The 22,857-nt window shown below is 42.9% G+C and carries 19 protein-coding genes and 1 tRNA gene; 3 read left to right on the forward strand and 17 right to left on the reverse strand.

Annotated elements, in window-relative coordinates:
* Positions 1-2: 2 nt before the first annotated feature.
* Both pepF and galE read right to left on the reverse strand, forming a co-directional pair.
* Positions 3-1,835 carry an oligoendopeptidase F gene (gene pepF / locus CSE00_RS01230; protein WP_127942777.1) on the reverse strand — a complete coding sequence of 611 codons (1,833 nt, stop codon included), beginning with the start codon at positions 1,833-1,835 and terminating at the stop codon, positions 3-5.
* Positions 1,835-2,824, reverse strand: a complete 990-nt coding sequence (gene galE / locus CSE00_RS01235; protein ID WP_127942778.1) for a UDP-glucose 4-epimerase GalE — start codon at positions 2,822-2,824, stop codon at positions 1,835-1,837. The genes pepF and galE overlap by 1 nt, the downstream gene beginning before the upstream one ends.
* 49 nt (positions 2,825-2,873) lie before the next feature.
* Between galE and purB the strand changes: the two genes are divergently transcribed.
* Positions 2,874-4,196: an adenylosuccinate lyase gene (gene purB, locus CSE00_RS01240; protein ID WP_127942779.1), complete on the forward strand. Its 1,323-nt coding sequence runs from the start codon at positions 2,874-2,876 to the stop codon at positions 4,194-4,196.
* A 65-nt stretch (positions 4,197-4,261) separates the two neighbouring features.
* Positions 4,262-5,227 (forward strand): GMP reductase, encoded by a 966-nt coding sequence (locus tag CSE00_RS01245; RefSeq protein ID WP_127942780.1) that lies wholly within the window; start codon positions 4,262-4,264, stop codon positions 5,225-5,227.
* Here the strand turns inward: CSE00_RS01245 and CSE00_RS01250 are convergent.
* From CSE00_RS01250 to CSE00_RS01295, 10 genes are all read right to left on the reverse strand, one after another.
* Positions 5,224-6,504: an adenylosuccinate synthase gene (locus tag CSE00_RS01250; RefSeq protein WP_127942781.1), complete on the reverse strand. Its 1,281-nt coding sequence runs from the start codon at positions 6,502-6,504 to the stop codon at positions 5,224-5,226. The two genes, CSE00_RS01245 and CSE00_RS01250, sit on opposite strands and share 4 nt — an antisense overlap.
* Positions 6,505-7,932: an MATE family efflux transporter gene (locus CSE00_RS01255; RefSeq protein WP_345775210.1), complete on the reverse strand. Its 1,428-nt coding sequence runs from the start codon at positions 7,930-7,932 to the stop codon at positions 6,505-6,507.
* Positions 7,933-8,004: 72 nt separating this feature from the next.
* A complete protein-coding gene (locus CSE00_RS01260) occupies positions 8,005-10,272 on the reverse strand; it encodes a TIM-barrel domain-containing protein (RefSeq protein WP_127942783.1) in 2,268 nt (755 codons plus the stop codon).
* Positions 10,262-12,157: a PTS transporter subunit EIIC gene (locus CSE00_RS01265; RefSeq protein WP_127942784.1), complete on the reverse strand. Its 1,896-nt coding sequence runs from the start codon at positions 12,155-12,157 to the stop codon at positions 10,262-10,264. Before CSE00_RS01265 ends, CSE00_RS01260 begins: the two co-directional genes overlap by 11 nt.
* An 85-nt stretch (positions 12,158-12,242) precedes the next feature.
* Complete coding sequence (gene uvrB, locus CSE00_RS01270) at positions 12,243-14,222, reverse strand: excinuclease ABC subunit UvrB (protein ID WP_127942785.1); 1,980 nt, start codon at positions 14,220-14,222, stop codon at positions 12,243-12,245.
* Between the two features lie 18 nt (positions 14,223-14,240).
* Positions 14,241-14,639: a DNA starvation/stationary phase protection protein gene (locus CSE00_RS01275; protein ID WP_161565532.1), complete on the reverse strand. Its 399-nt coding sequence runs from the start codon at positions 14,637-14,639 to the stop codon at positions 14,241-14,243.
* A 26-nt stretch (positions 14,640-14,665) separates the two neighbouring features.
* Entirely contained in the window at positions 14,666-15,208 is a 543-nt protein-coding gene (locus tag CSE00_RS01280) for a hypothetical protein (protein WP_127942787.1), read from the reverse strand.
* Positions 15,209-15,303: 95 nt separating this feature from the next.
* Positions 15,304-17,736, reverse strand: coding sequence for a preprotein translocase subunit SecA (secA, locus tag CSE00_RS01285; RefSeq protein ID WP_127942788.1), 2,433 nt, complete (start codon positions 17,734-17,736; stop codon positions 15,304-15,306).
* A 37-nt stretch (positions 17,737-17,773) separates the two neighbouring features.
* A complete protein-coding gene (ychF, locus tag CSE00_RS01290) occupies positions 17,774-18,871 on the reverse strand; it encodes a redox-regulated ATPase YchF (protein ID WP_127942789.1) in 1,098 nt (365 codons plus the stop codon).
* Positions 18,872-18,888: 17 nt separating this feature from the next.
* Positions 18,889-19,110 carry a hypothetical protein gene (locus CSE00_RS01295; protein WP_127942790.1) on the reverse strand — a complete coding sequence of 74 codons (222 nt, stop codon included), beginning with the start codon at positions 19,108-19,110 and terminating at the stop codon, positions 18,889-18,891.
* Between the two features lie 46 nt (positions 19,111-19,156).
* Here CSE00_RS01295 and CSE00_RS01300 point away from each other — a divergent pair, with 46 nt between their 5' ends.
* On the forward strand, positions 19,157-19,735 hold the full coding sequence (locus CSE00_RS01300) for a thymidine kinase (protein ID WP_236631437.1): 579 nt from the start codon (positions 19,157-19,159) through the stop codon (positions 19,733-19,735).
* A 15-nt stretch (positions 19,736-19,750) separates the two neighbouring features.
* On the opposite strand, the gene CSE00_RS01305 is transcribed toward CSE00_RS01300, so the two are convergent.
* The 5 genes from CSE00_RS01305 to CSE00_RS01325 all read right to left on the reverse strand — a co-directional run bounded on the left by CSE00_RS01305 (position 19,751) and on the right by CSE00_RS01325 (position 22,850).
* Positions 19,751-19,826, reverse strand: a tRNA-His gene (locus CSE00_RS01305).
* 25 nt (positions 19,827-19,851) lie between these two features.
* Positions 19,852-20,622 carry a phosphotransferase gene (locus CSE00_RS01310; RefSeq protein WP_127942791.1) on the reverse strand — a complete coding sequence of 257 codons (771 nt, stop codon included), beginning with the start codon at positions 20,620-20,622 and terminating at the stop codon, positions 19,852-19,854.
* Positions 20,609-21,172 (reverse strand): energy-coupled thiamine transporter ThiT, encoded by a 564-nt coding sequence (locus CSE00_RS01315; protein ID WP_161565533.1) that lies wholly within the window; start codon positions 21,170-21,172, stop codon positions 20,609-20,611. Before CSE00_RS01315 ends, CSE00_RS01310 begins: the two co-directional genes overlap by 14 nt.
* Before the next feature lie 60 nt (positions 21,173-21,232).
* On the reverse strand, positions 21,233-21,910 hold the full coding sequence (gene rsmI, locus CSE00_RS01320; RefSeq protein ID WP_127942793.1) for a 16S rRNA (cytidine(1402)-2'-O)-methyltransferase: 678 nt from the start codon (positions 21,908-21,910) through the stop codon (positions 21,233-21,235).
* On the reverse strand, positions 21,903-22,850 hold the full coding sequence (locus CSE00_RS01325) for a hypothetical protein (protein WP_127942794.1): 948 nt from the start codon (positions 22,848-22,850) through the stop codon (positions 21,903-21,905). Before CSE00_RS01325 ends, rsmI begins: the two co-directional genes overlap by 8 nt.
* Positions 22,851-22,857 lie beyond the last annotated feature (7 nt).

The following is a 22,857-nucleotide window of genomic DNA, read 5'->3' on the forward strand; positions in this document are numbered from 1 at the left end:
AATTAAACTTTAAAGATTTGTTTGCCTAGTTTAATTCACTCGCTGACGTGGTTATCAATCACGCCAAACGCGTGGTCGTAAATCTTTTGGTCAAAAAGATCAATCCCGCTCGCTTTTAAAATTTTTAGCGGTCAATCCCGTCCGCCGGCTCTAAGAAAGTTGTCGGTGTAACTTTGGAGCACCTTGGGGCCGTGTTGCTGGTATTGACTAAAGAAAAAGTTAGCGCAAATTTGACCAATGGCGTATTTGTAAACGTAAAAGTTGTAGTAAAAATGGGGCACGTAAACCGCCGGTCACTGTTTTTTAGGATCAAACTGCTTTTTTTCTTTTAAGTTGTACTTCAAACTGTTTTGGTGGTAAAGTTGGGCTAAAGCTTCGTAAGTTGAAAGCGGCTTGCCTTCATCAATCGCTTGGTAAAGATCAAACTCGTAGTTCGACCACTCGATTTGACGCAAGACCGTCGCCTGGAAACCGTAAATTATCCGTTGGTGAATCAGAAACTTTTCCGGCGCTGAGTGGGAATTTTTCAGCAAATGGTCTAAAACCATTAACTCATTAAAAATCGAAGCAATTTCGGCTAAAAATATCGGATAACTCGCGTTGGACAAAGAGTTTGAGTTATCGGAAAAGTATGAGTGCATGGAGTGGCCAAGCTCGTGAGCTAGCGTTTCAACCGAACGCAAAGTGCCATCAAAATTCATTAAGATGTACTTTTTGTTAATTCCGTAAGACATCCCAATTGAGTAAGCGCCCGTGCGCTTGTTTTGGACCGGCATGTAGTCTACCCAACGCTCGTTCAAAATTGCTTTTTGAGCAATTTGCCTGTACTCAGAACTAAAAGGCTTCAAAGACTCAATCACAATTTTTTGCGTTTGCTCAATCGTGTAATTGGTTTGCTGTTTAACTAGAGCCACTTCGTAATCGTAATCGGTGACTTGACGCCCAAACTTACGACGGTAAAAAATTTGGTGGTACTTACGAGCACGTTTAAAAACAGGCAAATATTTTTGAACTTGCTCGTAAAGAAAAGTTAGCATCTTTGGATCAACCCGGTCGCTAAAAGTGAGCATTGCCACCGACGAATCAAACCGTTCCAACTTGGCCCAAGTGGAAATCTTTTTAAAATGTTGGTAAAGCAAGTTTGCCAAAGTGCCTTTGTGCTTTAAGTAGGCATCGCGGTAAGAAATGGCAGCCGTTTTACGCACTTTTGCATCGTGGTGTTGAGCAAGTTTTTGTCGGTTGGCGCTATTAACAGTTATTTTTTGACCTTTTGAACTAACTGCGGGAGCAAACTCTAACTCGCTGTTAGTTAAAATTGAAAAAACTTCTGAAGCCGAAATATCAGCGCGGCATTCAATGGTCCGGAATTCCTCTACTTCGCGGGAAAGACGGTGTTTTTCCTCCTCTAATTTAGCGCTGAGGCTGTGGCGGTAATCAGCAAAAGCGGGCTTTTTAATTCATTCGCGAATTTTGGCGCTGTGACTAAAAAAGCGGTCATCCTCAGCCCCAAGTTGTTGGCTAAGTTGGTTGATTTGAAAAGTTAATTTTTCGCGGCGCGAAATCATTTGGTGGTCAACGATGTTTTGGGAAATCTTGTTGGAAATGTAGTTGTGAATTCGACCGTACAAAATTGACATTTGGTCTCCCAACTCTAAAGCAGCTAAGTAAGCTCGCGGTGACTTATACTTAGAGTCTTTGATTTGGATCATTTTTTTGTAAAGTTTAATTAACTTGTCGATCAGATCGTCCAACTTTTCAGAACCGAGAATCGCTTCTAAATCCCAAGTGTATTTGACTGGGACTTGGGCGTGGGATTTGTACTGTTTAACAGCCATTATTTTCCTTTCGTAGCACCGGCTCGCCACTGGTAATCAGATTTAATCATGTCCGCTAAACTAGCGCGGGGCTTAAAACCAAAAGCGCGCTGAGCTTTGGCATAGCTAGTCACTAATCAGGCCGGGTCACCCGGACGTCGGGCGCTTACCTCGTATTTTAACGAAATTTGGCACGTTTGCTGGGCAGTTTCAATCACTTGTTTAACGCTGTAACCTTGGCCAGACCCAAGGTTAAAGTCGCCCGAGTGACCGCTTTTTAAATAATCAATCGCTAAAAGATGCGCCCAAGCCAAGTCTTCGACGTGAATGTAATCGCGCACACAAGTGCCGTCGGGAGTTGGATAATCTTGACCATAAACAGTTAAGCGAGGCAGTCGACCTAGCGCATAACTAGTCACGATCGGAATTAAATGACTAAGGTGGGGATTTTCGGGCAAGGGCAAATTAGAAAGCGATTGACTAACCCCAGCCACATTAAAATAACGAAAAATTACCGCTTCAATTTGGCCGATTTTAACTAAATCATTGAGAATTTTCTCGCCCATTAACTTTGATTCGCCGTAAGGATTAATCGGGTTTTTAGTCACTTTTTCGTTAATCATTTCACCCGGTTGCACTGCCTGCCCATAAACGGCTGCGGTTGAGGAAAAAATGATTTTTTTAACTCCGCTTTTTGCCATCGCAACTAGCAAATTAATCAATCCCCCCACGTTAACTTGGTAGTAATCAAGTGGCTGGCGCGTCGACTCGCTAACAAGTAGTTTGGCAGCGAGATGGATGACTAAACTTATTTTGTGAGCAACGAAAATTTCGGCTAATTTTTGCGAGTTAAGCACACTAGCTTGGTAAAAAGTGGCTTGCGGATGGACTCATTGAGCTTGACCAGTGCTCAAATCATCAAGCACGATCACCTGGTGTCCTTTTTCAATTAATTGGTAAACAACGTGGCTACCAACGTACCCGGCTCCGCCGGTAACTAGTATTTGCATAAAGACCTTTCGCCGCTCGGTTGTAATTGTGTCAATTATAATGTAAGCGATGTTAACCCGCTACAGCGACCCCGTGATTAGCCAAATTTGGTCAACCGACAACAAATACCAAATTTGGTTGCAAGTTGAACTAACTGTTTTGGCTGCTCAAAGTCGTTTTGAACGTTCGCTAAGTTCCGAGCAGTTGGCGAAAATTAACGCTAATGCCCGCGTTAATCCGCTTCAAATTGCTCAAATTGAAAAGCAAATTGGCCACGATGTAGCCGCTTTTGTGGACCAGGTTTCGCAAACACTTGGTCCCGAAAAAAGATTTTTTCATTTTGGTCTAACTGCTAGTGACGTAGTTGACACGACTTTGTCTTACCAACTAAAACAAGTTAACCAACACTTGCGGTCTAAAATTAACCAGTTAATTGACAAGCTCAAAGAAATGGCGCTGCGCTACCAAAACACTTACCAAGTTGGACGAACTCACGGCGTCCACGCCGAGCCAACTACTTTCGGCTACAAAATGGCGCTCTGATACGCGGAAATGCGCCGTCAACTGACTCGTTTTGATTTGGCAACTCAACAAGTGGAAATCGCCAAAATATCGGGAGCAGTCGGTAACTTTGCCCATCTTGATCCGCGCGTGCAAAGTTTCGTCGCTAAAAAATTCGGTTTAACTCCGAGTCCAATCGCAAGTCAAATTTTGCAACGTGATCGGCACGCCTTTTACTTACAAACTTTAGCTCTTATCGCGACTTCACTTGATAAGTTTGCCACCGAAATTCGCCACTTACAACGTTCGGAAGTTAGCGAAGTTAGCGAATCTTTTGGAATTAGTCAAAAAGGCTCTTCCGCCATGCCTCACAAGCAAAACCCGATTTTAAGCGAAAACATTAGCGGTTTAGCCCGCGTGATGCGCGGCTATGCTCAAAGCGCTTTAGAAAATGTTGCTCTCTGGCACGAACGCGATATTTCTCACTCTTCAGCCGAAAGAATTATTTTGCCCGACGCAACTAACCTACTAGCTTTCATGCTGACACGCATGCAAAACATCTTAACTAACCTGGTTGTTAAAGAAGACCAAATGCTAGCCAACTTAGCGCGCAACCAAGAAGTAATTTTTTCCCAACGAGTTTTGCTTTACCTAATTGAAAAAAAACTTTACGAGCGCGATGCGGCTTACCGGCTAATCCAAGTTTTAACCCAAAAAGCATTAACAGACAAAGTGAAACTGAGCGATCTTTTGCTAGAAGGTCAAGTTTTAAATTACCGGGAAATTGACGAGCTTTTCGATTACCGATACTACCTTCGTCGCGTTAACCAAATTTACCGAAAACTTGGTCTTTTGAACAACTCAAAACCAAAACGCCCAGTCAAAAAATAATCACCGTTAATTTAGGTAAAATTACTAGGTCCTAGCACATTTAGGGTGCTGGCAGGGAGGTTAGTTTGAAAGTTTTTGATTTTGAAGACGTGCAACTGTTACCTAAGCGTTGCATCACCAATTCAAGGAGCGAATGCGACCCAAGCGTTAGTTTTGCCAATTACCGCTTTAAACTGCCCATCGTTCCGGCTAACATGAAATCCATTATTAGCGAAGATTTGGCACTGCAAATGGCTGAGCGCGGTTATTTTTACGTTATGCACCGTTTTAACGTTGACACGGTTAAGTTTGTTAAAAAGGCTCACCAAAAAAAATTGATTGCCTCAATTTCAATCGGCGTTAAACCGGAGTGGTTTGAAGTAATTGATCAACTGGCTGAGCAAAAACTAATCCCCGAATTTATTACGATCGACATTGCCCATGGTCACGCTAATTCCATGAAAAAGATGATCAAACACATCCGAGCCAAAATGGGTAAACAGCCGTTTATCATAGCAGGCAACATTGCCACTCCCGAAGCTGTGGTTGATTTAGAAAGGTGAGGTGCTGACGCTACCAAAGTCGGAGTCGGACCAGGGCGAGTTTGCATCACTCGTCTTAAGACAGGTTTTGGAACGGCTGGTTGACAACTTTCAGCGATTAAATGACTTTCTAAGTCGGCAACTAAACCGATGATAGCCGACGGAGGAGTGCGCCACCCAGGCGACATTGCTAAAGCAATTCGTTTTGGAGCAACGTTTGTAATGGCTGGGTCAATTTTAGCTGGTCACAAAGAATCGCCTACGCCCATCATTAAAAACGAAGGTCAAAGTTACAAAGAGTATTACGGTTCAGCTTCCGAGTATAACAAAGGTGAAAGACGACACGTGGAAGGTAAAAAAGAACTTGTTCCGCTCCGCGGTTCAATTTGGGACACTTTCAAAGAAATTGAACAAGATTTGCAATCGGCCATTTCGTACGCTGGCGGTCTAAAACTTAACGCGCTTAAAAAAGTTAGTTACATTTTGTTAAAAAATAACGAAGGTTATTAAAGCTCAATCATTTGCCGACGGTCAGGTCCGATTGAAAGATATTTAACCGGCACCCCGACTAATTGACTAATTCGGTTGACGTAGTTGAGTAGCTCTTTTGGTAAATGTTTGCGAGCACTAAGGTTAGTTAAACTAGTTTTTCACCCGGGCAATGTCTGGTAAATTGGCCGAACTTTTTGGTACTCAAAAATTGAAGCGGGCACAAAATCAATCGTTTGTGATCCTAACTGGTAAGCGGTGCAAATTTTAATTTCTTCTAGACCGCCCAGCACATCTAAAAGTGTCAGCGCTATCTGAGTTACTCCGGCTAATCTCACGCTGTGTCGAAGCATCACCGCGTCAATTCAACCAATCCGACGCGGACGTCTGGTAACAGTCCCAAACTCTTGACCTTGCTCACGAATTTGCTCGGCCACTACACCACTAATCTCAGTCGGAAAAAACCCAGCCCCAACTCTGGTGCTGTAAGCTTTGACAACTCCTAAAACTTTGTCAAGAGCGTGAAAATTAACGCCAGCTCCGAGCGCAACGCCGGCTCCGGTTGGCGAGGACGAGGTTACAAAGGGATAAGTCCCGTTTTCAACGCAAAGCATTACCCCTTGTGAACCTTCAAAAAGAACCCGTTTTTTTTGGCTAATCGCTTTATCAATTAAGCGACCAGCATCGATTACATAAGACGCCAATTGCCGCGCAGCTTGACGGTTTTGCTCAATTAACTTATCAATTTGATAAGTTGGCAATTTCCAACTAGTTAACTGACGGTTTTTAACTGGCAAAACGCGCTCAAGAACTTGACGGAAATAACTTGGCACGATAAAATCGGCTCACCTTACCCCAAGACGTGCATACTTGTCCTGGTAGGCCGGTCCGATTCCTTTGCGGGTTGTCCCGATCGACTGACCGCCCTTCTCTTCGCTCGCCTGATCAAGGTCCAGATGGTAAGGCATAATTACGTGCGCACGGTCGGAAATGTAAAGTTGAAACGGTTTTTTTCAACGCTTTTTTAACTCGTTAATTTCTTGAACTAGTTGCTGGGGATTAACTACGCATCCTTGCCCGATGATGTTAACCGCTTTGGAATTAAAAACCCCGACCGGCAAATGGTTAAGCGCAAATTTTTCATCGCCCATAACAATCGTGTGCCCGGCGTTATTGCCGCCTTGAAAACGGACAATCACATCGCTCTTCTGCGCTAAAAAATCGGTTACTTTACCTTTGCCTTCGTCGCCCCATTGTAAACCAACAATTACCAAAGTGTTTTGACGCTGGCGTCCCATTTAAACCTCGTCAAGTTGATTAACAATCGGTTCGCTTTTGGTGATGTTCCGTACTCATTTAATTTTTAGAACGAGTAGCAAAAACAGTCCGGTTTGAATAATTTCCGCTAGCGCCATCACTAGAAAAATGAAACGCGTTTCCATGCTGAAGACTTTGTAAAGCATTCAAACTAGCAAAGTTTGGTGAACCGTAGAAAAAGCGATGTCAACGACCGCTGCCAAACCGCTTTTACCACCGATCCGTAAAAACCCGATTAAGAGCACCGAACCAGAGGAAAATAAAAACCCGATCACTTGGAAAGTTAAGATTCAACTCGCGTTAAAACGGATGGCTGGGTCAACGCTAGAATAAATTACATCCATCAAAGTTCAAGCTAAGATCAACATAATTGTCGCGGCAAACGAAACCATGATGTAAAACAGTTTGGTAATCCGCTTGCTATTAGCAATCGCTAAGTCGCTTTGGTTTGAGCCGAGCGCCGGTCCAACAAAATTAGACACCGCTATTGAACAAGAAGCTCAAAAAGCGTAAAGCACGCTCATGAAAATTAGAATTAAAACCGTGGCTTGGTAACTATCCGTGCCGCCGTAACGAATTATTAAAATCCGGTTAATGAAAACTAGCATTTGGTAAATTCCGTTGGAGAAAAGAATCGGTCAAAACTGTCTTTGAACTCCAAAGAAAACCGTCGGCGTCACCTTAAAAGGGCGGCTGAAAGGGTTATAAGGACGAACTTTTTTCTGTCAGAAAACTAGCGTAACTAAAATCGCTTCCACGGCTCGAGCAATTAAAGTTGACCAAGCGATGCCCACGATTCCTAGCGTATCGCTGGCAAAAGCAACAAATAAGTAATTACCAACCACGTTGACTACGAAGGCAACTAGAGAAACTACCAAAGTGCGGTTAGTAAAGCCGAGCGTTTGGAGGGCTCCGTAATTAATCATGGCGTAAATTTGAAAAATTAGACCAAAAGCTAGAACCGATAAGAAATTAAAACCAGCTTCAATTTGTTCTTTGCTAAAAGCGTAACGCGGATCCAATCGCAAAATGCTTTCAATTAAAGCGCCTCCGGCTAAAGTCAAAACCAAAATGGATGGCACAACTATAAAAATGCCCAAAATTCAACCACACCTAATTGACTCTTGGATTTTAAAGTTATTCTCTTGACCTTTGTACTGACCCACGTAAATGCTGCAGGCAATCGCGACTGACATGCTGAGCGTAATGACGATTTGAAAAATCTCAAGAACAACCCCAACGCCTGGTAAATTTCCACTAAAACTGTTGGCGACAAAAATAATGTCAATTTGGCCAACTAGCAAAATAACGATCGCTTGACAAATAACGGGGAAGACAATCCAGAAAAATTTGTGCGCGAACTTTCAATCAAGAGTGCCGCGGCGTGACTGGGTTCTTGGGTTAATTATGCTTCCTCCGTTTTAATTTTTTTTAAGTAATGAGCGAATTATACAAGAAAGGTTCAGCTAAGCGGCTTGGTCTTAAACATTTACCAAAGCGGGAACTAACTCCACTTTTTGGTTGGAGTTTGTGCTTAAACTCTCATCTTGGTAAGTAATGACGTGGGTCTTGTTAGCGAGTTTAAAACTGAGTGTTTGATTTCTAACAGTGCCGTAACGGTGAACTAAAAACGTTAAGCCTTCTAAGTGACCCATTTTAAAACCGGTTTCTTTAATCGTGACAACCAAACTACCGCCTTTGACAAAAATCAAACTCTGATCGGCTGGGCAATCTAAAGTTATTAGTCTTTGGCCTTGGTAAGCATTTTCGTGTTGGCCCCATAAATACCACTCGCCCTCGGGCAAGTAGACTTGTCTTGATTGGGTGTTGGCCGTTAAAACCGGGCAGACCATAATTTGGGATCCGAGTAAATACTGGTCGTCAATCAGTTGGGCAATTTTATCATCCTGAAACTCTAAAACGAGCGGACGAATAATTGGTCATCCTTGCTCAACCGCAGCTTGTTCGCAAATTTTAAAGTAGGGCAACAGCGAACGTTTAAAATGAGCAAAGCGCAAAGCAATTTGGTAAGTTTGACCGCTAAAAAGTCACGGTTCACGAGCACCAATCCCATGGTAACGCGAGAGCGGAGTTAACATGCCAAATTGGGTTCAGCGCTGGTAAAGATCCTCGCTAGGAGAAGGTCCAGCAAAACCGCCGATGTCGGTACCCCAAATAACGTGTCCCGCCAAAGCAGCGCCTAGCCCTGCTCACAAATGGGTTTTTAAAAAAGCGTAGTCAGTGTAACTGTCGCCCGACCATTTGCCAACAAATTTTTGAGTGCCTATAAAACCTGGCCGAGCAAAAATTAAAGCTTGACCGTCGCCAAAGTATTCTAAACTGGCCTCGTAGCAACAACGTAAGTAAAGGTAAATGAATCACTGACGCATTGCGCTACCAAATTGACGAGAATTAAAAAACGCATTTTTAGGAACTCCGTCGCCGTAATCAGGTTTGACAAAACGAACCCCTAAATCAAACAACCTTTTAATTTGCTCCTTATACCAGTGGTAAGCCTCCGGATTAGTGAAATCAACGATGTAATTGTTATCTTGTTGAGTTTCGGCTCCTGTTCAAGGATGAGCCAACTGACCTTCGTGATTTTTGAGCAGTAAATTGTTTTTGTTCAGGTACTTCCAAGCCGCGCCGCCGTCAGCTTGAATGTAGGGATTAATTCAAAAACAAACTTCTAAGTTAGCTTTTTTAATTTGACTAATTAACTCGGCAAAATTACCAAAGGCGCTTTCGTTAAGAGTAAAATTGCACGATTTAACGTAGCGGTCCTTTAACCACTTGGGGTCAAGAGTAATTACGTCCAGCGGATAAGCGTTTTTTTGAGCGAGTTTAATTTGTTCCCACAATTCGTTAACGTTGTGGTAGTAAAGACGGTTTAACCAAGTGCCGTAGGCTAAATCAGGAACTCCTTTAATCCGACCAGTCAGCAAAGTGTAGTGACTAACGCAGTCTTTGATACTTGAACCAGTTAACAAAAACAAGTCCAAAAATTCTTCGTGACAGAGAATTGAAAGCGCGTCGCTTGTTGGTGCACCAATTTCAAAATCAACTTGAAAACCGGAGTTAACTAAGGCAGCTCAGTTTTTGCTAGAGTAAACTAACGGCACTCCAGCGTAAGCTAAGTCGTGGTTAGTTAGGCAAGAACTGTCGCTGTTCCAAACCACCGACTCAACTCCGTTTTTAACAAACGGACGAAATTTTTCGCCCAGTCCGTAAATTTTCTCGTCGTTAAATAATTCAAACGAAATAAAGGGCAGGCTCTTGTTTTCCCGAACTTTTTTAAAACCTAGGTGCGGAGCGTTGAGGTTTTTAAAAAGCTGGTAACCGGGTTTGTGGTTCAGTCGTCATTTGAGTGCGCCAGACTTGTCGATTAAACTAATTTGACCGGTCTTTTTAACGATCAGAATTTTTTCTTGGCTGGCTAGATCAACACTAATTAAATCTTCATCCCACGAGGCGTCAATTTTTTTGGGCGTTAGTTCGGAATTAAGGTGGTCAGCAAACCGTTTTTTAGGTCAGTTTTTTTGGTGGTAGTTAAAACGAATAATTTCGTCAGTTCAAATTTCAATTCTTAAGTAAGACTTTTGTAAGTTGGACAAAAGCATTTCAACTACTAACTGGTCTTTTTCCATTCAAACATCACTTACTTTTTGAACGATTGCAAAATCATCCTGGTGGTGAAAAATTTTTGTTTTGATGGGAAAATTTTCGAACAGAGTTTTTTTATGATCCATTAGATTCCTCGCTTAGATTGCCCAAATGCTTAATAACTTGTTCCTTGAGCGCGTTGGCTTCTGGTCCGTAAACAATTTGGTAGTAATTACCCTGGCTAACCGTTGCCAAAGCTTGCGTCAGTTCTTTAAATTTGTTTTGCACCCGCTTAGTATCGCTCACCACGATTCTTAAACGAGTCATGCAAGCATCTACCTCTTGAATGTTATCTTTGCCGCCTAGCAATTTCACAATTAAAGCAATTCTTGTCTGAGCATCATTTAAGACTAATGGTGGCGGCCGAGAAGTAACCACCCGGGTATCGCCAGCGGCTGGAACTAACATTTCTCAGCCAGGAATCGGCGGTTTTAACCAAAGTACTAAGGTTCTGAAAGTCAGAGCGTAAAGCCCGGCGAAAATTAAAGTTGTGAAAAGAAACCAAACTCCGTCTAACCACAAGTTAGTGTTGAGCGCGCTCGTCGCCAAACTAGTTGGACCTAAAACTAACAAGTACTTCAAAAGCGTTTCGATTAAACCAAAGGCGTGAATTCTCATCGGTAAAAAGTCAGCCATGCCAAAAGCGACTCCGGTCAGTAAAGCGTGAACTAAGTAGAGCGGCGGCGAAACAAACATGAATAAAAATTCGACCGGTTCGGTTACGCCAGTTAACATGCAAGCCAAGGCGCCGGAAACATAAATCGAGCGGTTGGCCGGACGGGCTGATTTTTTGAGTGCGTAAAGCATCCCAAAGGCGGCCCCCACTAACGAGCCGGTAGAACTAATCATTTGACCAGTTTTAAATCGAGCTGGCGTAAAAGCGCCCGAAACAACTTGGTAAACCGCCTCAGTTGAAGTCGATATTCCTTGCTCCGAAGCATAACTTTGCCAGTGGTCACGTACCCCGTTCAGCGCCTGAATTCAGGTGTACCACATGTTCTCTTGGCCTTGGGCTTTAAGTTGATTTTCCTTAGCAAAATCTTGTTCAACCAAGTATTTAAAAAAAGCGGCTAACTGCTCAGCAGTTAGACCTTGGGTACTCTCGTGGTCCGAAAGCGCTTGTTTGAAAGTATCTGCGTCTAAAAAGTTCAAGTTTCCGCCAAGTTCGGTGTAATTCATCGGAATTGTCAAAAGGTGGTGGAGACCAAAAGGCAACATTAAACGTTCAAGCGTTCCGAATAAAAACGGCATGACAAACGGCACGCGGTTGTTTTTGGCAATGTTGGTGCCCATCCAGTTAATTCCGGCCTGCAGCAAAGGTCAAAATAAGGCTAGACCGCAAGCAAGCGGCACAACGATCGCGAAGACCATCAGCGGCACAAATCTGACACCGTTAAAGAAAGACAAAACTTTCGGCAAACGGTTGAAGGTGTGAAATTTGTTGTAAATTATGGCGCCAAGGAACCCAGTTAAAATGCCGCCCAGAGCACCGAAACTAATTGAGCGAACACCTTCTTGCCAATCAAAATAACCGCGCGTAGGCGTTCACTTACCTCCAACAATGTAATTCAAAAAATACTCACTGTTTGCGCCGTCTGTTCTAATTAAAAAAAACGAAGATCCAACCGCCAACAAAGTAAAGTAACTCAGTCCCGCTGCAAAGGCGCCTCCGGCCGAATTTTTCGACCAAGCGCCTCCGATCGCGATGGCAAATAAAAGACCAATGTGAGTAAAAGGTAGTCAACCAACGGTTTCAATTACCGTGCCAATTTGATTAAAAACAGCCGAACTAGCTGGTATCTTGCCTAAACCAAGTGGACCAATCACTTTCCCAAGCACAATTAGTAAACCAGCCGCGGGCAAAACGGCAATCATCGTTAAAATTGCTTTGGCAAAACGACTGACTAAATTTTTGAATTGTCCCGTCGCCCTAGGCGATCGAAGATTTTGGGTCTTTGTTTTTACCGACATTAGAAGGTTACTTGCTAATTTAAGATTATAGCTGCCTAACTGGACGACTTTTCCTAAACTTGTTTAAACAACTTGCTCAAACAAGCTACTCAAGGTGATACTCAACTTCTAGTTCAATGATAATGTCGCGCAGTTGCGCTGCTCTTTCAAAATCAAGTTCTTTTGAAGCGCGCAGCATTTGACGTCGTAAATCAGCGATAAACTCGCGTTGTTGCTTTTTGTCTTTTTGACGACGACCAGTTTTAAATTCTTCAATTGCTTGGTCAATTGATTGCCCGTGAATTGGAGCTGGAATCGGTTTGACAACCGTTTGAGGAACAATGCCGTGTTTTTGGTTGTAAGCGATTTGAATTTTGCGACGGCGGTTAGTTTCATCGATCGCGTTTTGCATGGAAGTAGTCACTTTATCGCCGTAAAAAATAACTCGTCCGTGCACATTTCGAGCGGCACGACCAATGATTTGAATCAGCGACTTAGTTGAGCGGAAAAAAGACTCTTTATCAGCATCAACCACGCAAATTAGCGATACCTCCGGGATGTCAATTCCTTCGCGAATCAGATTCACACCCACGATGGCGTCGTAAACACCTTTACGCAGCTTACGCAAAATGTCATCTCTTTCAAAAGTTTTGTGCTCGGAGTGAATGTAAGCGATTTTAAGTCCTCTCTCTTTGAGGTAAAAAGAAAGTTCTTCCGCCATTTTCTTAGTCGTGGTCAAAATGATCGTGCGCTCTTTTTGTTTGATTTGGAGTTTGATGCTGTTAAAAATATCTTCCACTTGGTTGACGATGGGGCGCACTTCAATTACCGGATCAAGCAAACCAGTCGGACGAACGATTTGACTAATGATACGGTGATCCGATTTTTCAATTTCATAATCCGCTGGCGTAGCGGAAACATAAATGCGGTTAAACTCAAAAGTCTCAAACTCTGCGAATTTTAGCGGCCGGTTATCTAGTGCCGACGGCAAACGAAAACCGTATTCCACCAAAGTTTCCTTGCGAGCGCGATCCCCGTTATACATGGCATTGATTTGCGGGATCATCATGTGCGATTCATCGATTACCATCAATGAATCGGCTGGAAAATAGTCCAATATCGTCGCTGGGCGCTGACCAGGTAGGCGACCTTCTAGGTGACGAGAATAGTTCTCAATTCCTGGGCAAGTGCCAAACTCAAGTAGCGATTCAATGTCCGAGTTAGTGCGCTGCTCTAACCTTTGCACTTCCAAAAGTTTGTTTTGTTTGCGCAGTTCAGCCAAACGAGTGACTAGTTCATCGGCAATCGTTTTGGTGGCTCTTTTAATTACATCGCGACTAGTTGTGTAAGCATCGGCTGGAAAAAGCAGGCGATTATTTTCCTTTTTAATGAGTTCGCCCGTTAAAGTGTCAATCTGGGCAATTGATTCGATTTGCTCATCAAGCAAACCAATTCGAATGTAGTAGTTTTGGGTCCATCCCGGACTGATTTCAATCACATCACCCCGTACTCTAAACCGGCCGGGGGCTAGCTCTACGTCGTTGCGAGTGTAGTTACGCGTCACAAGTGCATTCAACAAATCTTCGCGACGCATTTTTTGACCCACTTTTAAGTGCATGAAGGTGGCCACGTATTCTTTGGGCGATAGTTGAGCGTATATGGCCGCCACGGAAGCAACTACAACTGTGTCTTTGCGAGTCAATAACGAGTTGAGCGCACTCATTCGCATCACTTCAATGTCCCAGTTACTTTGGGAAGTTTTTTCGATGTAAGTGTCTGAGGAAGGTAAGTAAGCTTCGGGACGGTAGTAGTCAAAGTTAGAAATAAAGTATTCCACGTTGTTATTGGGAAAAAGACTTTTTAGCTCGGAATAAAGTTGAGCTGCTAAAGTTTTGTTGTGCGAAAGCACCAAAGTTGGTCGCTGAAATTTTTCAATTACGTGGGCGATTGTAAAAGTTTTGCCCGTGCCGGTGGCCCCGAGCAAAACTTGGTCGCTCTTTTTTTGAACTAGACCGGCTCAAAGCTCCTTAATCGCCTGCGGTTGATCGCCAGCCGGTTTAAACTTACTTTCTAACTTAAAATTCATCAACGGTTTAATCACCTACTACTTGGCATGGGCAGCAAAAAACCAACGCTGTTTATCAACGAAAAGAAAAATTTCGTCTAAAAGCGGTTGGATAACGCTGTTAGTTTTGACTTGCTCGGCCAAAGTTTGAATTTTATTAAGATCGTTAACCACGTTGGTAACAATTTCTTGAGCACTAAAAGCGTGGGGCTTATACTCCTTAATTTGACTGTGTTCCAAGTAGGACGCCATCGTTGACAAAGGCTGATCGTTTTGCATCGCAATTTTTTCTGCTAACGCGTCAACAAACTCGTTAAGCCCTTGGTAAAGCTTTTCGGTTAACTTGTGAAAAGTTCGAAACTGCTGACCGCGAACATTCCAATGCATGTTTTGAGCGTTTTGAGTTGCCACCGCTACGCTGGCTAGCAATTTATTCATATCAAGCATTTTCTCACCTCAAAAAACTAAGTTAATTTATAAAACGTTCGATTCATGCTAATCATAACACGGTAAAGCGACACGTAAATTAGGAGCGCGACGGGCCCGAGGATAGCCATTTGAATGCCCGTTGAAACTAGCATAGCAAGTGCCATGGAACTCCCGTAAACTAACTGAGTTAAAAACGCTTTTAAAATAACGAATGCGGCCAGCGCAATCGTAAGACCAAGCGCAGCTCAACCAAGGTGTTTAAAAGATTTAAAAATCTCAATCACTACAATCGCTGTAATCATTGGTAAGTAGTTGAGTCAGAAATTAGCATCGCCCGAAATTAGTAACTCGGTTAAAGTGATTAACGCCAAACTGCTCACTAAAGAAACTCGCCAATCAACCAAAAGCGGAATCGCTAAAGCCATCAAAAGGCCGCCCAGGCAAATTGGATAAACGCCCACTGAAACGTGGAAATGTAAAAAACGCTCAATTACCACGCCAAGTGTAATTAATAAAGCCGATATCGTGATTTGACGAATTAAATCACTTGTTTCTAAACGGTAAAAAAGTCTTTTCATAGTTAAGGGTTGTGAATTGAGTTAATTATAGCAAAAATACATTTATTGTAATTTTGTTTTTTAAAGCGATTTTTGTCAAACCGCGAAAACCCAACTTACTTACTGTTCTTTGTGTCTTTTACGTCGGCTTTGCTTTCCATTTTTTTGAGCAAAGCGCTGATTTGTGCTTCGCGGGTGTTAACTTTTTGCTGAGCGTACCTATTTTGCATCAAAATCCGCACTACGTTGTGGGAGATACGTTTGAGTAAGTCGCGAAATAACTCGGTACCACGTTCCACGTAAACTTGGTACGGGTTTTTTTGGGCATAGTGAGCTAATGAGGAAGACGACCTTAGTTTTGTCATTTGGTCAATGTGAAGTTGTCAATTTTGGTCAAAAGTCATTAATAAAATTTCGCGCTCCATTTGGTGCGTGCTTTCCTCGTTAACGTTGTCAATTATTCGCGAGCGCAAGACATCGTAAACTTCAACTGCGTCTTTACTAATTTGTTCAATTAATTCCTCTTTACTAAAATCAACCAATTGGTTAACGTGGAATTTAAAGTCCACTAACTGAAACCAAACGTGGTTAATGGTTGCCACCATTTTGTCTAAGTCCATCGAACCATCGTTGCGGAAAAACTGCGGGAATTCAACTAAGTCGCTCACCACCGACTTAATCATCCGCACGATGACCGGGTAAAGATCGGTTTGAGAAATGATTAAATCGCGCTGAGCGTAAATTAAATCGCGTTGTTGACGCACAACGTCGTCGTACTGGAGCAAGTTTTTACGGGTGTCAAAGTTAAAGCCCTCAATTTTTCGTTGAGCACGGTTAATGTAACGGTTAATCAGTTTGCCGCTAATCGGTTTAGGTCCGTAAGACATAAAATGTTTCTTAAGTTTTTCCTGGTTAGAAAAACGTTTGATTAATTTATCGTCTAGCGAAATGTAAAAACGCGATTCGCCAATGTCGCCTTGACGACCAGAGCGTCCGCGCAACTGGTTGTCAATTCGACGGGCCTCGGCTTTGTTAGTTCCTAGCACGTACAGACCGCCCAGTTCAACCGCGCGCTGGCTCGGCTTAATGTCAGTCCCCCGACCGGCCATGTTAGTCGCAATTGTAATGGAATTAATTTCGCCCGCTTTGGCGATAATTTCCGCTTCCTGCTTATTTTGCTTGGCGTTCAAAACTGTGTGGGGAATTTTTTCGGCTTTTAACATGCGTGAGAGTTTTTCAGATTCGTAAACTTCTTCGGTTCCGACCAAAACAGGCTGGCCTTTAGCAAAGCGAGCGGCAATGTCAGCCACAATCGCCTGGTACTTATACTGCTGATCCACGTAGATGACATCGGGGTGGTCAATTCTTATCATCGGTTTGTTAGTCGGAATTTCGTGGACACGCATGTTGTAAATGTCAATGAACTCATCTTCTTCGGTCTTCGCGGTCCCAGTCATACCCGAGAGTTTTTTAAACATCCGAAACAAGTTCTGGTAGGTAATCGTGGCCAAGGTGGTAGTTTCGGGTTCAATTTCAACACCTTCTTTGGCTTGGATTGCCTGCTGAAGTCCGTCCGAATACGAACGACCTTCCATAACTCGTCCGGTGAAAGCATCCACGAGCAAAATTTTATTTTCGCTCACGATGTATTCCACGTCACGCTTCATGAGAAACTTAGCTCTTAAAGCGTTGTGAACGCGGTGAATAACTTCTGAACTTTGGATGTCGTAAATGTTTTTAACGGCAAAAAAACGGTTCGCTTTGTTAGCGCCGTGGTCAGAAAGTTGAATCGTTTTAGATTCCCAATCGATTTCGTAATCTTTTTCGCTCAAAGTGTTGACAAAAGCGTTAGCGGCGTTATACTGCTCCGAATTAGTGGTTTGACCGCCGGTAATGATTAGAGGGGTTCGGGCCTCGTCAATCAAAATTGAGTCCACTTCATCCACGAGACAAAAGTGAAACCCGCGCTGAACTTTTTGATCAATTGATTTAACCATGTTGTCGCGCAGGTAATCAAAACCAATTTCCGAGTGAACCGAGTAAGTAATGTCAGCTGCGTAGGCGGCTCGTTTATCATGGGCACTTAACTCGCGTAAGTTTGTGCCGACCGTTAGACCTAAAAAGTTATAAACTAGTCCAGTTTCTTCGGCATCGCGTTTGGTCAAGTATTCGTTAACAGTGGACACGATTACTCCGTGACCTAGCAAAGCGTTTAAGTAAACGGGCGGAATGGAAGTGATTGTTTTACCTTCCCCAGTTTTCATCTCAATCACCGAACCTTCGTGGATAATTAAACCGCCCAAAATTTGCACATCAAAAAGACGCTTTTTCAAAACCCGCTCGGTCGCTTCGCGCACGACTGCGAAAGCTTCGTTTTTTAACTCATCAAGACTTTCACCGGCCAGCAAACGTTCTTTAAACTCGGTTGTTTTGTGGCGAAGCTCTTCATCAGTTAGCTTAGCGACTGACTTGCCGAGTTGATTAATTTCTTTGAGGTTTTGTTCGGCCTTTTTAAGTTCGGTGGATTTAAATAATTTGGTTAATTTCATGATTTCTCACCATTATACATTTCTAGTCTTTAAACATCTAGACATTAAAACGAAACAAGACGATGTCTCCATCTTGCATTAGATAACTTTTGCCTTCCTGACTAACTTTACCAACTGTACGCGCGCCAGACCAACCCTGCCCGGCTATATAATCGCCAAAACGAACCACTTCAGCCCTGATAAAACCGCGGGCAAAGTCGCTGTGGATAATGCCGGCGCAGTCTTGAGCATTCATGCCTTTTTTGAAAGTTCACGCGCGCACTTCTTGGGGTCCAACCGTAAAAAATGTTGCTAAATTTAAAAGATCGTAACTAGCCCGAATTAGTTTGTCGACTCCACTCGTTTGAATGCCTAGCTGAGCCAAAAACTCGCTTTTTTCCTGTCCTTCTAAATCGGCTAAATCACTTTCGGCTTGAACGCAAAGAGCCAAAACTTGACCGCCTATTGAATCTAAGTACTTTTTTAGTTGCTGAAAAGACTGAGACTGCTCAGGATTGGCTAGGTGTTTTTCGTCCACGTTAGCTAAATACAAAACCGGCTTAGCGCTGAGAAGGTGGTAATTTTTAAGTCAGTCCTGCTCGGCCTGGTTTAACTTAATCGTGTGCACCATGTGATCTTGACCAAGGTGAAAAATCAACTTTTCTACGAAGTTAAATTCCAGCGCAACTTTTTTATCAGATTGGGCTTTTTTGTGTAAACGAGTGCGGATTTTTTTAACACTTTCTAAATCGGCTTGAATTAGTTCCAAGTTAACTATTTGCACATCTAAAACTGGATCAACTTGGTTAGCAACGTGAATAACGCTGGGGTCGGTAAAACATCTGACCACATGGACAATCGCATCAACTTCCCGAATATTACTCAAAAATTGGTTGCCAAGCCCTTCGCCTTGACTAGCTCCTTTAACCAAACCCGCAATATCAGTAAATTCAAAAATGGCCGGTAAAACTTGCTGGGGTCGGGCCACTTGAGCTAACTGATCAAGGCGAACGTCAGGCACTTCTACCACCCCTACGTTGGGCTGAATGGTTGCAAAAGGATAGTTGGCAATTTCAACTTGCAACTTGGTGAGCGTTTTAAAAAGCGTTGATTTACCGACGTTGGGCAAACCAACAATACCTGCCCTCAGACTCATTGATTCCTTTCCGGGTGTTAAATCTTTTTAGCTAACGAGATCGCGTAAGTCAAGACAAAAATTGCTCCGATCAAAAGGAGCAGAATTATTAAACCGGCTAGTAACTTACCAAATTTGCGTTTTGATTGGTTTTGTTTACGCAAAAATTGCTGGGTAAACTCTTGACTGTAAGGAGACTTTTCTTCCACGACTAAGATTATATATTTGCTGGGGGCTCGCGAAAAGAAATTTTTGCTCATAAAAGAACATTCTTAAAAAGATAAGTTCTTATAATGGAAAGTGAAGATGATGTATCTTAGGTTTCCCAACGGTTTAATTGAAGTAATTACTGGTCCAATGTTTTCGGGCAAATCCGAAGAATTGATTAAGCGGATCAAAATTTTGCAGTACGCAAAAATTAAAACGTTAGTCGTCAAACCCAAAATTGAAAAACGTTGAAATAAAGACGCAATTTTTTCGCGAGCCGGCACTTCAATTGAAACCATTAGCGTTGACAATGCCCGCCAAATTATGGAAAAGTGAACTCCAGCCTTCCGAGCTGTTGCGATTGATGAAGCACAGTTTTTTGACGCTGAAATTGTTAAAGTAGTGGTTAAACTGGCTGACCAAGGCGTGCGAGTGGTAATTTCAGGGTTAGATAAAAACTACTTGGCGCAGCCTTTTGGCGTGATGCCCACCCTGTTAGCAATTAGCGATAAAGTTGATAAATTAATCGCAGTCTGCGTGATTTGCGGAGCCGCTGCAACGTTAACATTTCGTCTCAAAGGCGGCAAGGAATTAATCCAAATTGGCGACAAAGAATACGAAGCGCGTTGCCGACACTGTTACCGACTTGGGATGGAAGACAAAAACGAGAACTGCTAAATTAATTAAAAAAAATGGGGCGTACGACGGGAATTGAACCCGCGAATGTCGGAACCACAATCCGATGTGTTAACCACTTCACCACGTACGCCACTTAGAAACTTAACTCCCACATTTTAACTGATTTCGCGGGCGAAAAATTCGATCTGCTTGGTTAAATGCTGCTTCAAAACCAAGCTGGCGCTCGTGCTGACAAAGTTACATCACATGTGACTAAAAACCAAAATAGCAAACTGGTAAAGTTTTAAAAGTTTCTGATCTAGGCCGGCTAAGCGCACTAGTTTGGCCTGATCTACCTCGGGCAAAAGCGCCAGCGAAGCAAAATCAAAGTAGGCATCATCAAGTCTGGCCCACTCCCAATCTAGTAGAAGCATTTGACCGCGCGTGTTTACCAAAATGTTGTGTTTGTTTAAATCGTGGTGAGTCAAAACTAACTTTTGAAGAGCAGTAATTTTTCGCACCACATTTTGGTAAAGTTCAGTGATCGGGCCGGGCAAGTCGTTAACGTTTAGGTACGCCAACCAATTTTGTTTTAAAACCGGGAAATCAACTTTTGTCTGGTGAACTTTTTTGAGCACAACGAGCAACTTTTTTAAATTGCTTTCTGAGCCTAAATCGGGGTGTTTGCCGCTAATTCACGGTCTAATGACAATCCCATCGGTCGTGGAAAAATAAAGTCCTGCTCCGATGCCAAAAAGCTCATAAAGCTTTTTTTCCTGCTCAAAATCGTTTTGACGTCGGGGAATTCTCAAGATGTATTTTTGCCCGCTATTGAGTTTAAAAAGATAATTGTCGTTAGTGTAACCCGCGTGGATCAGTTTGTAATCTAAAATTTGCTCACTCTTAATTTGGCTTAGTCGGGTAAATAATTTTTTAATACGAAGCATAAATTTGTTTCCGGTTTTGGTTCAAATTATTTTTGTTAATTGTTCTAAGGCAAAGCGGCAAACTTGCACCGGAACTAATTAATAAGACGGCACTACGAAAACTGTTGGCTACTAGGGAATAAGTTCAAGCTGAGTAACCTTCCCAGGCGTACGACGCCCATAAAACTACCCCGGAAACAACGTGGGAGCAGTAAAGCCCGCCGACCATCAGAAAAGTCCAACCTAGGTTGAATCAGACGGACGTTTTTTTCCAAGTTCAGGAGCCGCTCAAAGCCAAAAATAGGTAGGGCAGCCAATAATCAAGTGTTAACACGCCCAGTCCGGCTCAGGCATTTTTAGCTCAAAAGATGCCGCTGATTAAAATTGCCGGAGCAGCCCAAACCAGCGCTCCATAAAAAATTAAACCTGTCAATAGCGTTTTTTTTCAGCCGAAGAAAAAGGAGAAGCCGACCGTTAAAAGTTCGGGCAAAACAAAAACTGACCCGAGTCCGCTCGGCAAGTCGGGCATCAACCATGCCAAAGTGTGAGCGAGCAATAAAAGCGTGAGCATCAAGGCGCAAAGTGTGATAGTACGAATTTTCTGGTGCATAGTTTTGGTAGCAAAGTAATTTTATGCTCTTTGACTTTTAACTTTGAAAACGAGAGTAAATTCGCCCTTGATTTTTTGGGGATCTAGAGCGGACTTAATTTGCATAGGATTGCCGCGTCAGTGAGTTTCAAATTGTTTAGTCAATTCTTTGCCCACGAAAACTTCAACTTGATTTTGAAAAACGCTCGCCAAATCTTCTAGAGTAGCAAGAAGTTGGTGGGGAGGAACATAAACGACAAAAGTTCCGCTCGGTAGTTTTTTGAGTTGGTTTTGACGCTTAATTTTACGGGCTGGTAAAAAACCTAAAAAAGTAAAAAACTGGTCCAAATTAGCTCAAACAACTGCCGTAGTTAAAGCGGAAACGCCGGGAATGATTTCTACCGCTAAGTTTTTTTCAAGCGCAGCACGCATAAGTAAAAAGCCTGGATCGGCAATGCCGGGCATCCCGGCATCGCTAACCAAGGCGACATCAAAACCTTGCTCAACTAACTTAATGATGCCCGGTGTGCTTTGGCGTTCGGTGTGAGCATGGTGAACAAGTAGTTTTTTACCTTTAATCGCATAAATTGCTAAAAGTTTGCGAATTCGGCGCGTGTCTTCACAAGCGATGTAAGCGACTTGCTCTAGTGTGCTCTTGGCGCGAAAAGTTAAATCTTGGCTGTTGCCAATTGGCGTAGCCACAAAGTAAAGTTTAGCCATAACACTTTTCTCAATTTAAAACTAAGGAGTTCCAATTGAGCGATTGGTTAACGTTGTGTTTGACCATCGTTAAGAAACTTTCGACAGCCGCAAAAGCTCGCTGGGTGTCAAAGTTTGCCGCGAGCGACCAATTAACGATGTCTTGGTGGTCGGGATTAATTAACTGGTAGCCGTGCTGAGCGCGAGCAATGTCTTCCACGATGACAAGTAAAATCAAAACTAAAAGCACTTGATTGCTAGAGTTAAACAATTTTTTGAGTCGAATGCTTTGAGCTGGTTCACGGCAAGTCTTAGTTAAAATTTGGCAAACGCTGGGGTAAAGTTCGCTAAATTGCAGGCGGTTAATTCAATCTTCAGCCCGCTCGGGACTGCGCGTTAAAAAAGCTAAGACGCGGGCGTACTGCTGCGACAAATTGTGTTTACGCAAAATCTCGATGGTCTTAACAAAAGAAATTGGACGGAGACGAATTTCTAGCGAACGCGATCTAATCGTAGTTAACACGCGGTGAACTTGGCTAGCGGTCATAATGATGTAAGTCGCCGGAGGCGGACTTTCCATGATTTTAAGCAGCATGTTTAGGGCGTACTTATTGCTGTTTTCAACTTTTTTAATTAGCAAAATTTTGACGCCTTTGTCGTCTAAAGCCGTTAGTTGTAATTTCTCTCTGACGGCGCTAATTTGCTCCTTAGTAATTAATTTACTTTGTCCGTCCACTACGAGCAAGTCCGGGTAAGTTTTAGTGAGACGACCTGGTTGACCGGCAAAAATGTCGTTATCACTAATTAGCGCTTGAATGAGTATTTCCGGCGCTTGTTCTAAATCGGTGTCAATCCCGCCGTTAAAAAGGTAGGTGTGAGCAACTTTTTTGTTGCGAAAAGAATTCCGAATGATGCGGTAGGCTGTCGGATTTGTTTCGCGAAATAGTTCAAGATTTGCCATAAATTAA

This window comes from Mycoplasma sp. ATU-Cv-703 (assembly GCA_004011965.1).
In the GTDB taxonomy this organism is placed as follows: Bacteria; Bacillota_I; Bacilli_A; order Mycoplasmatales; family Metamycoplasmataceae; genus RYZV01.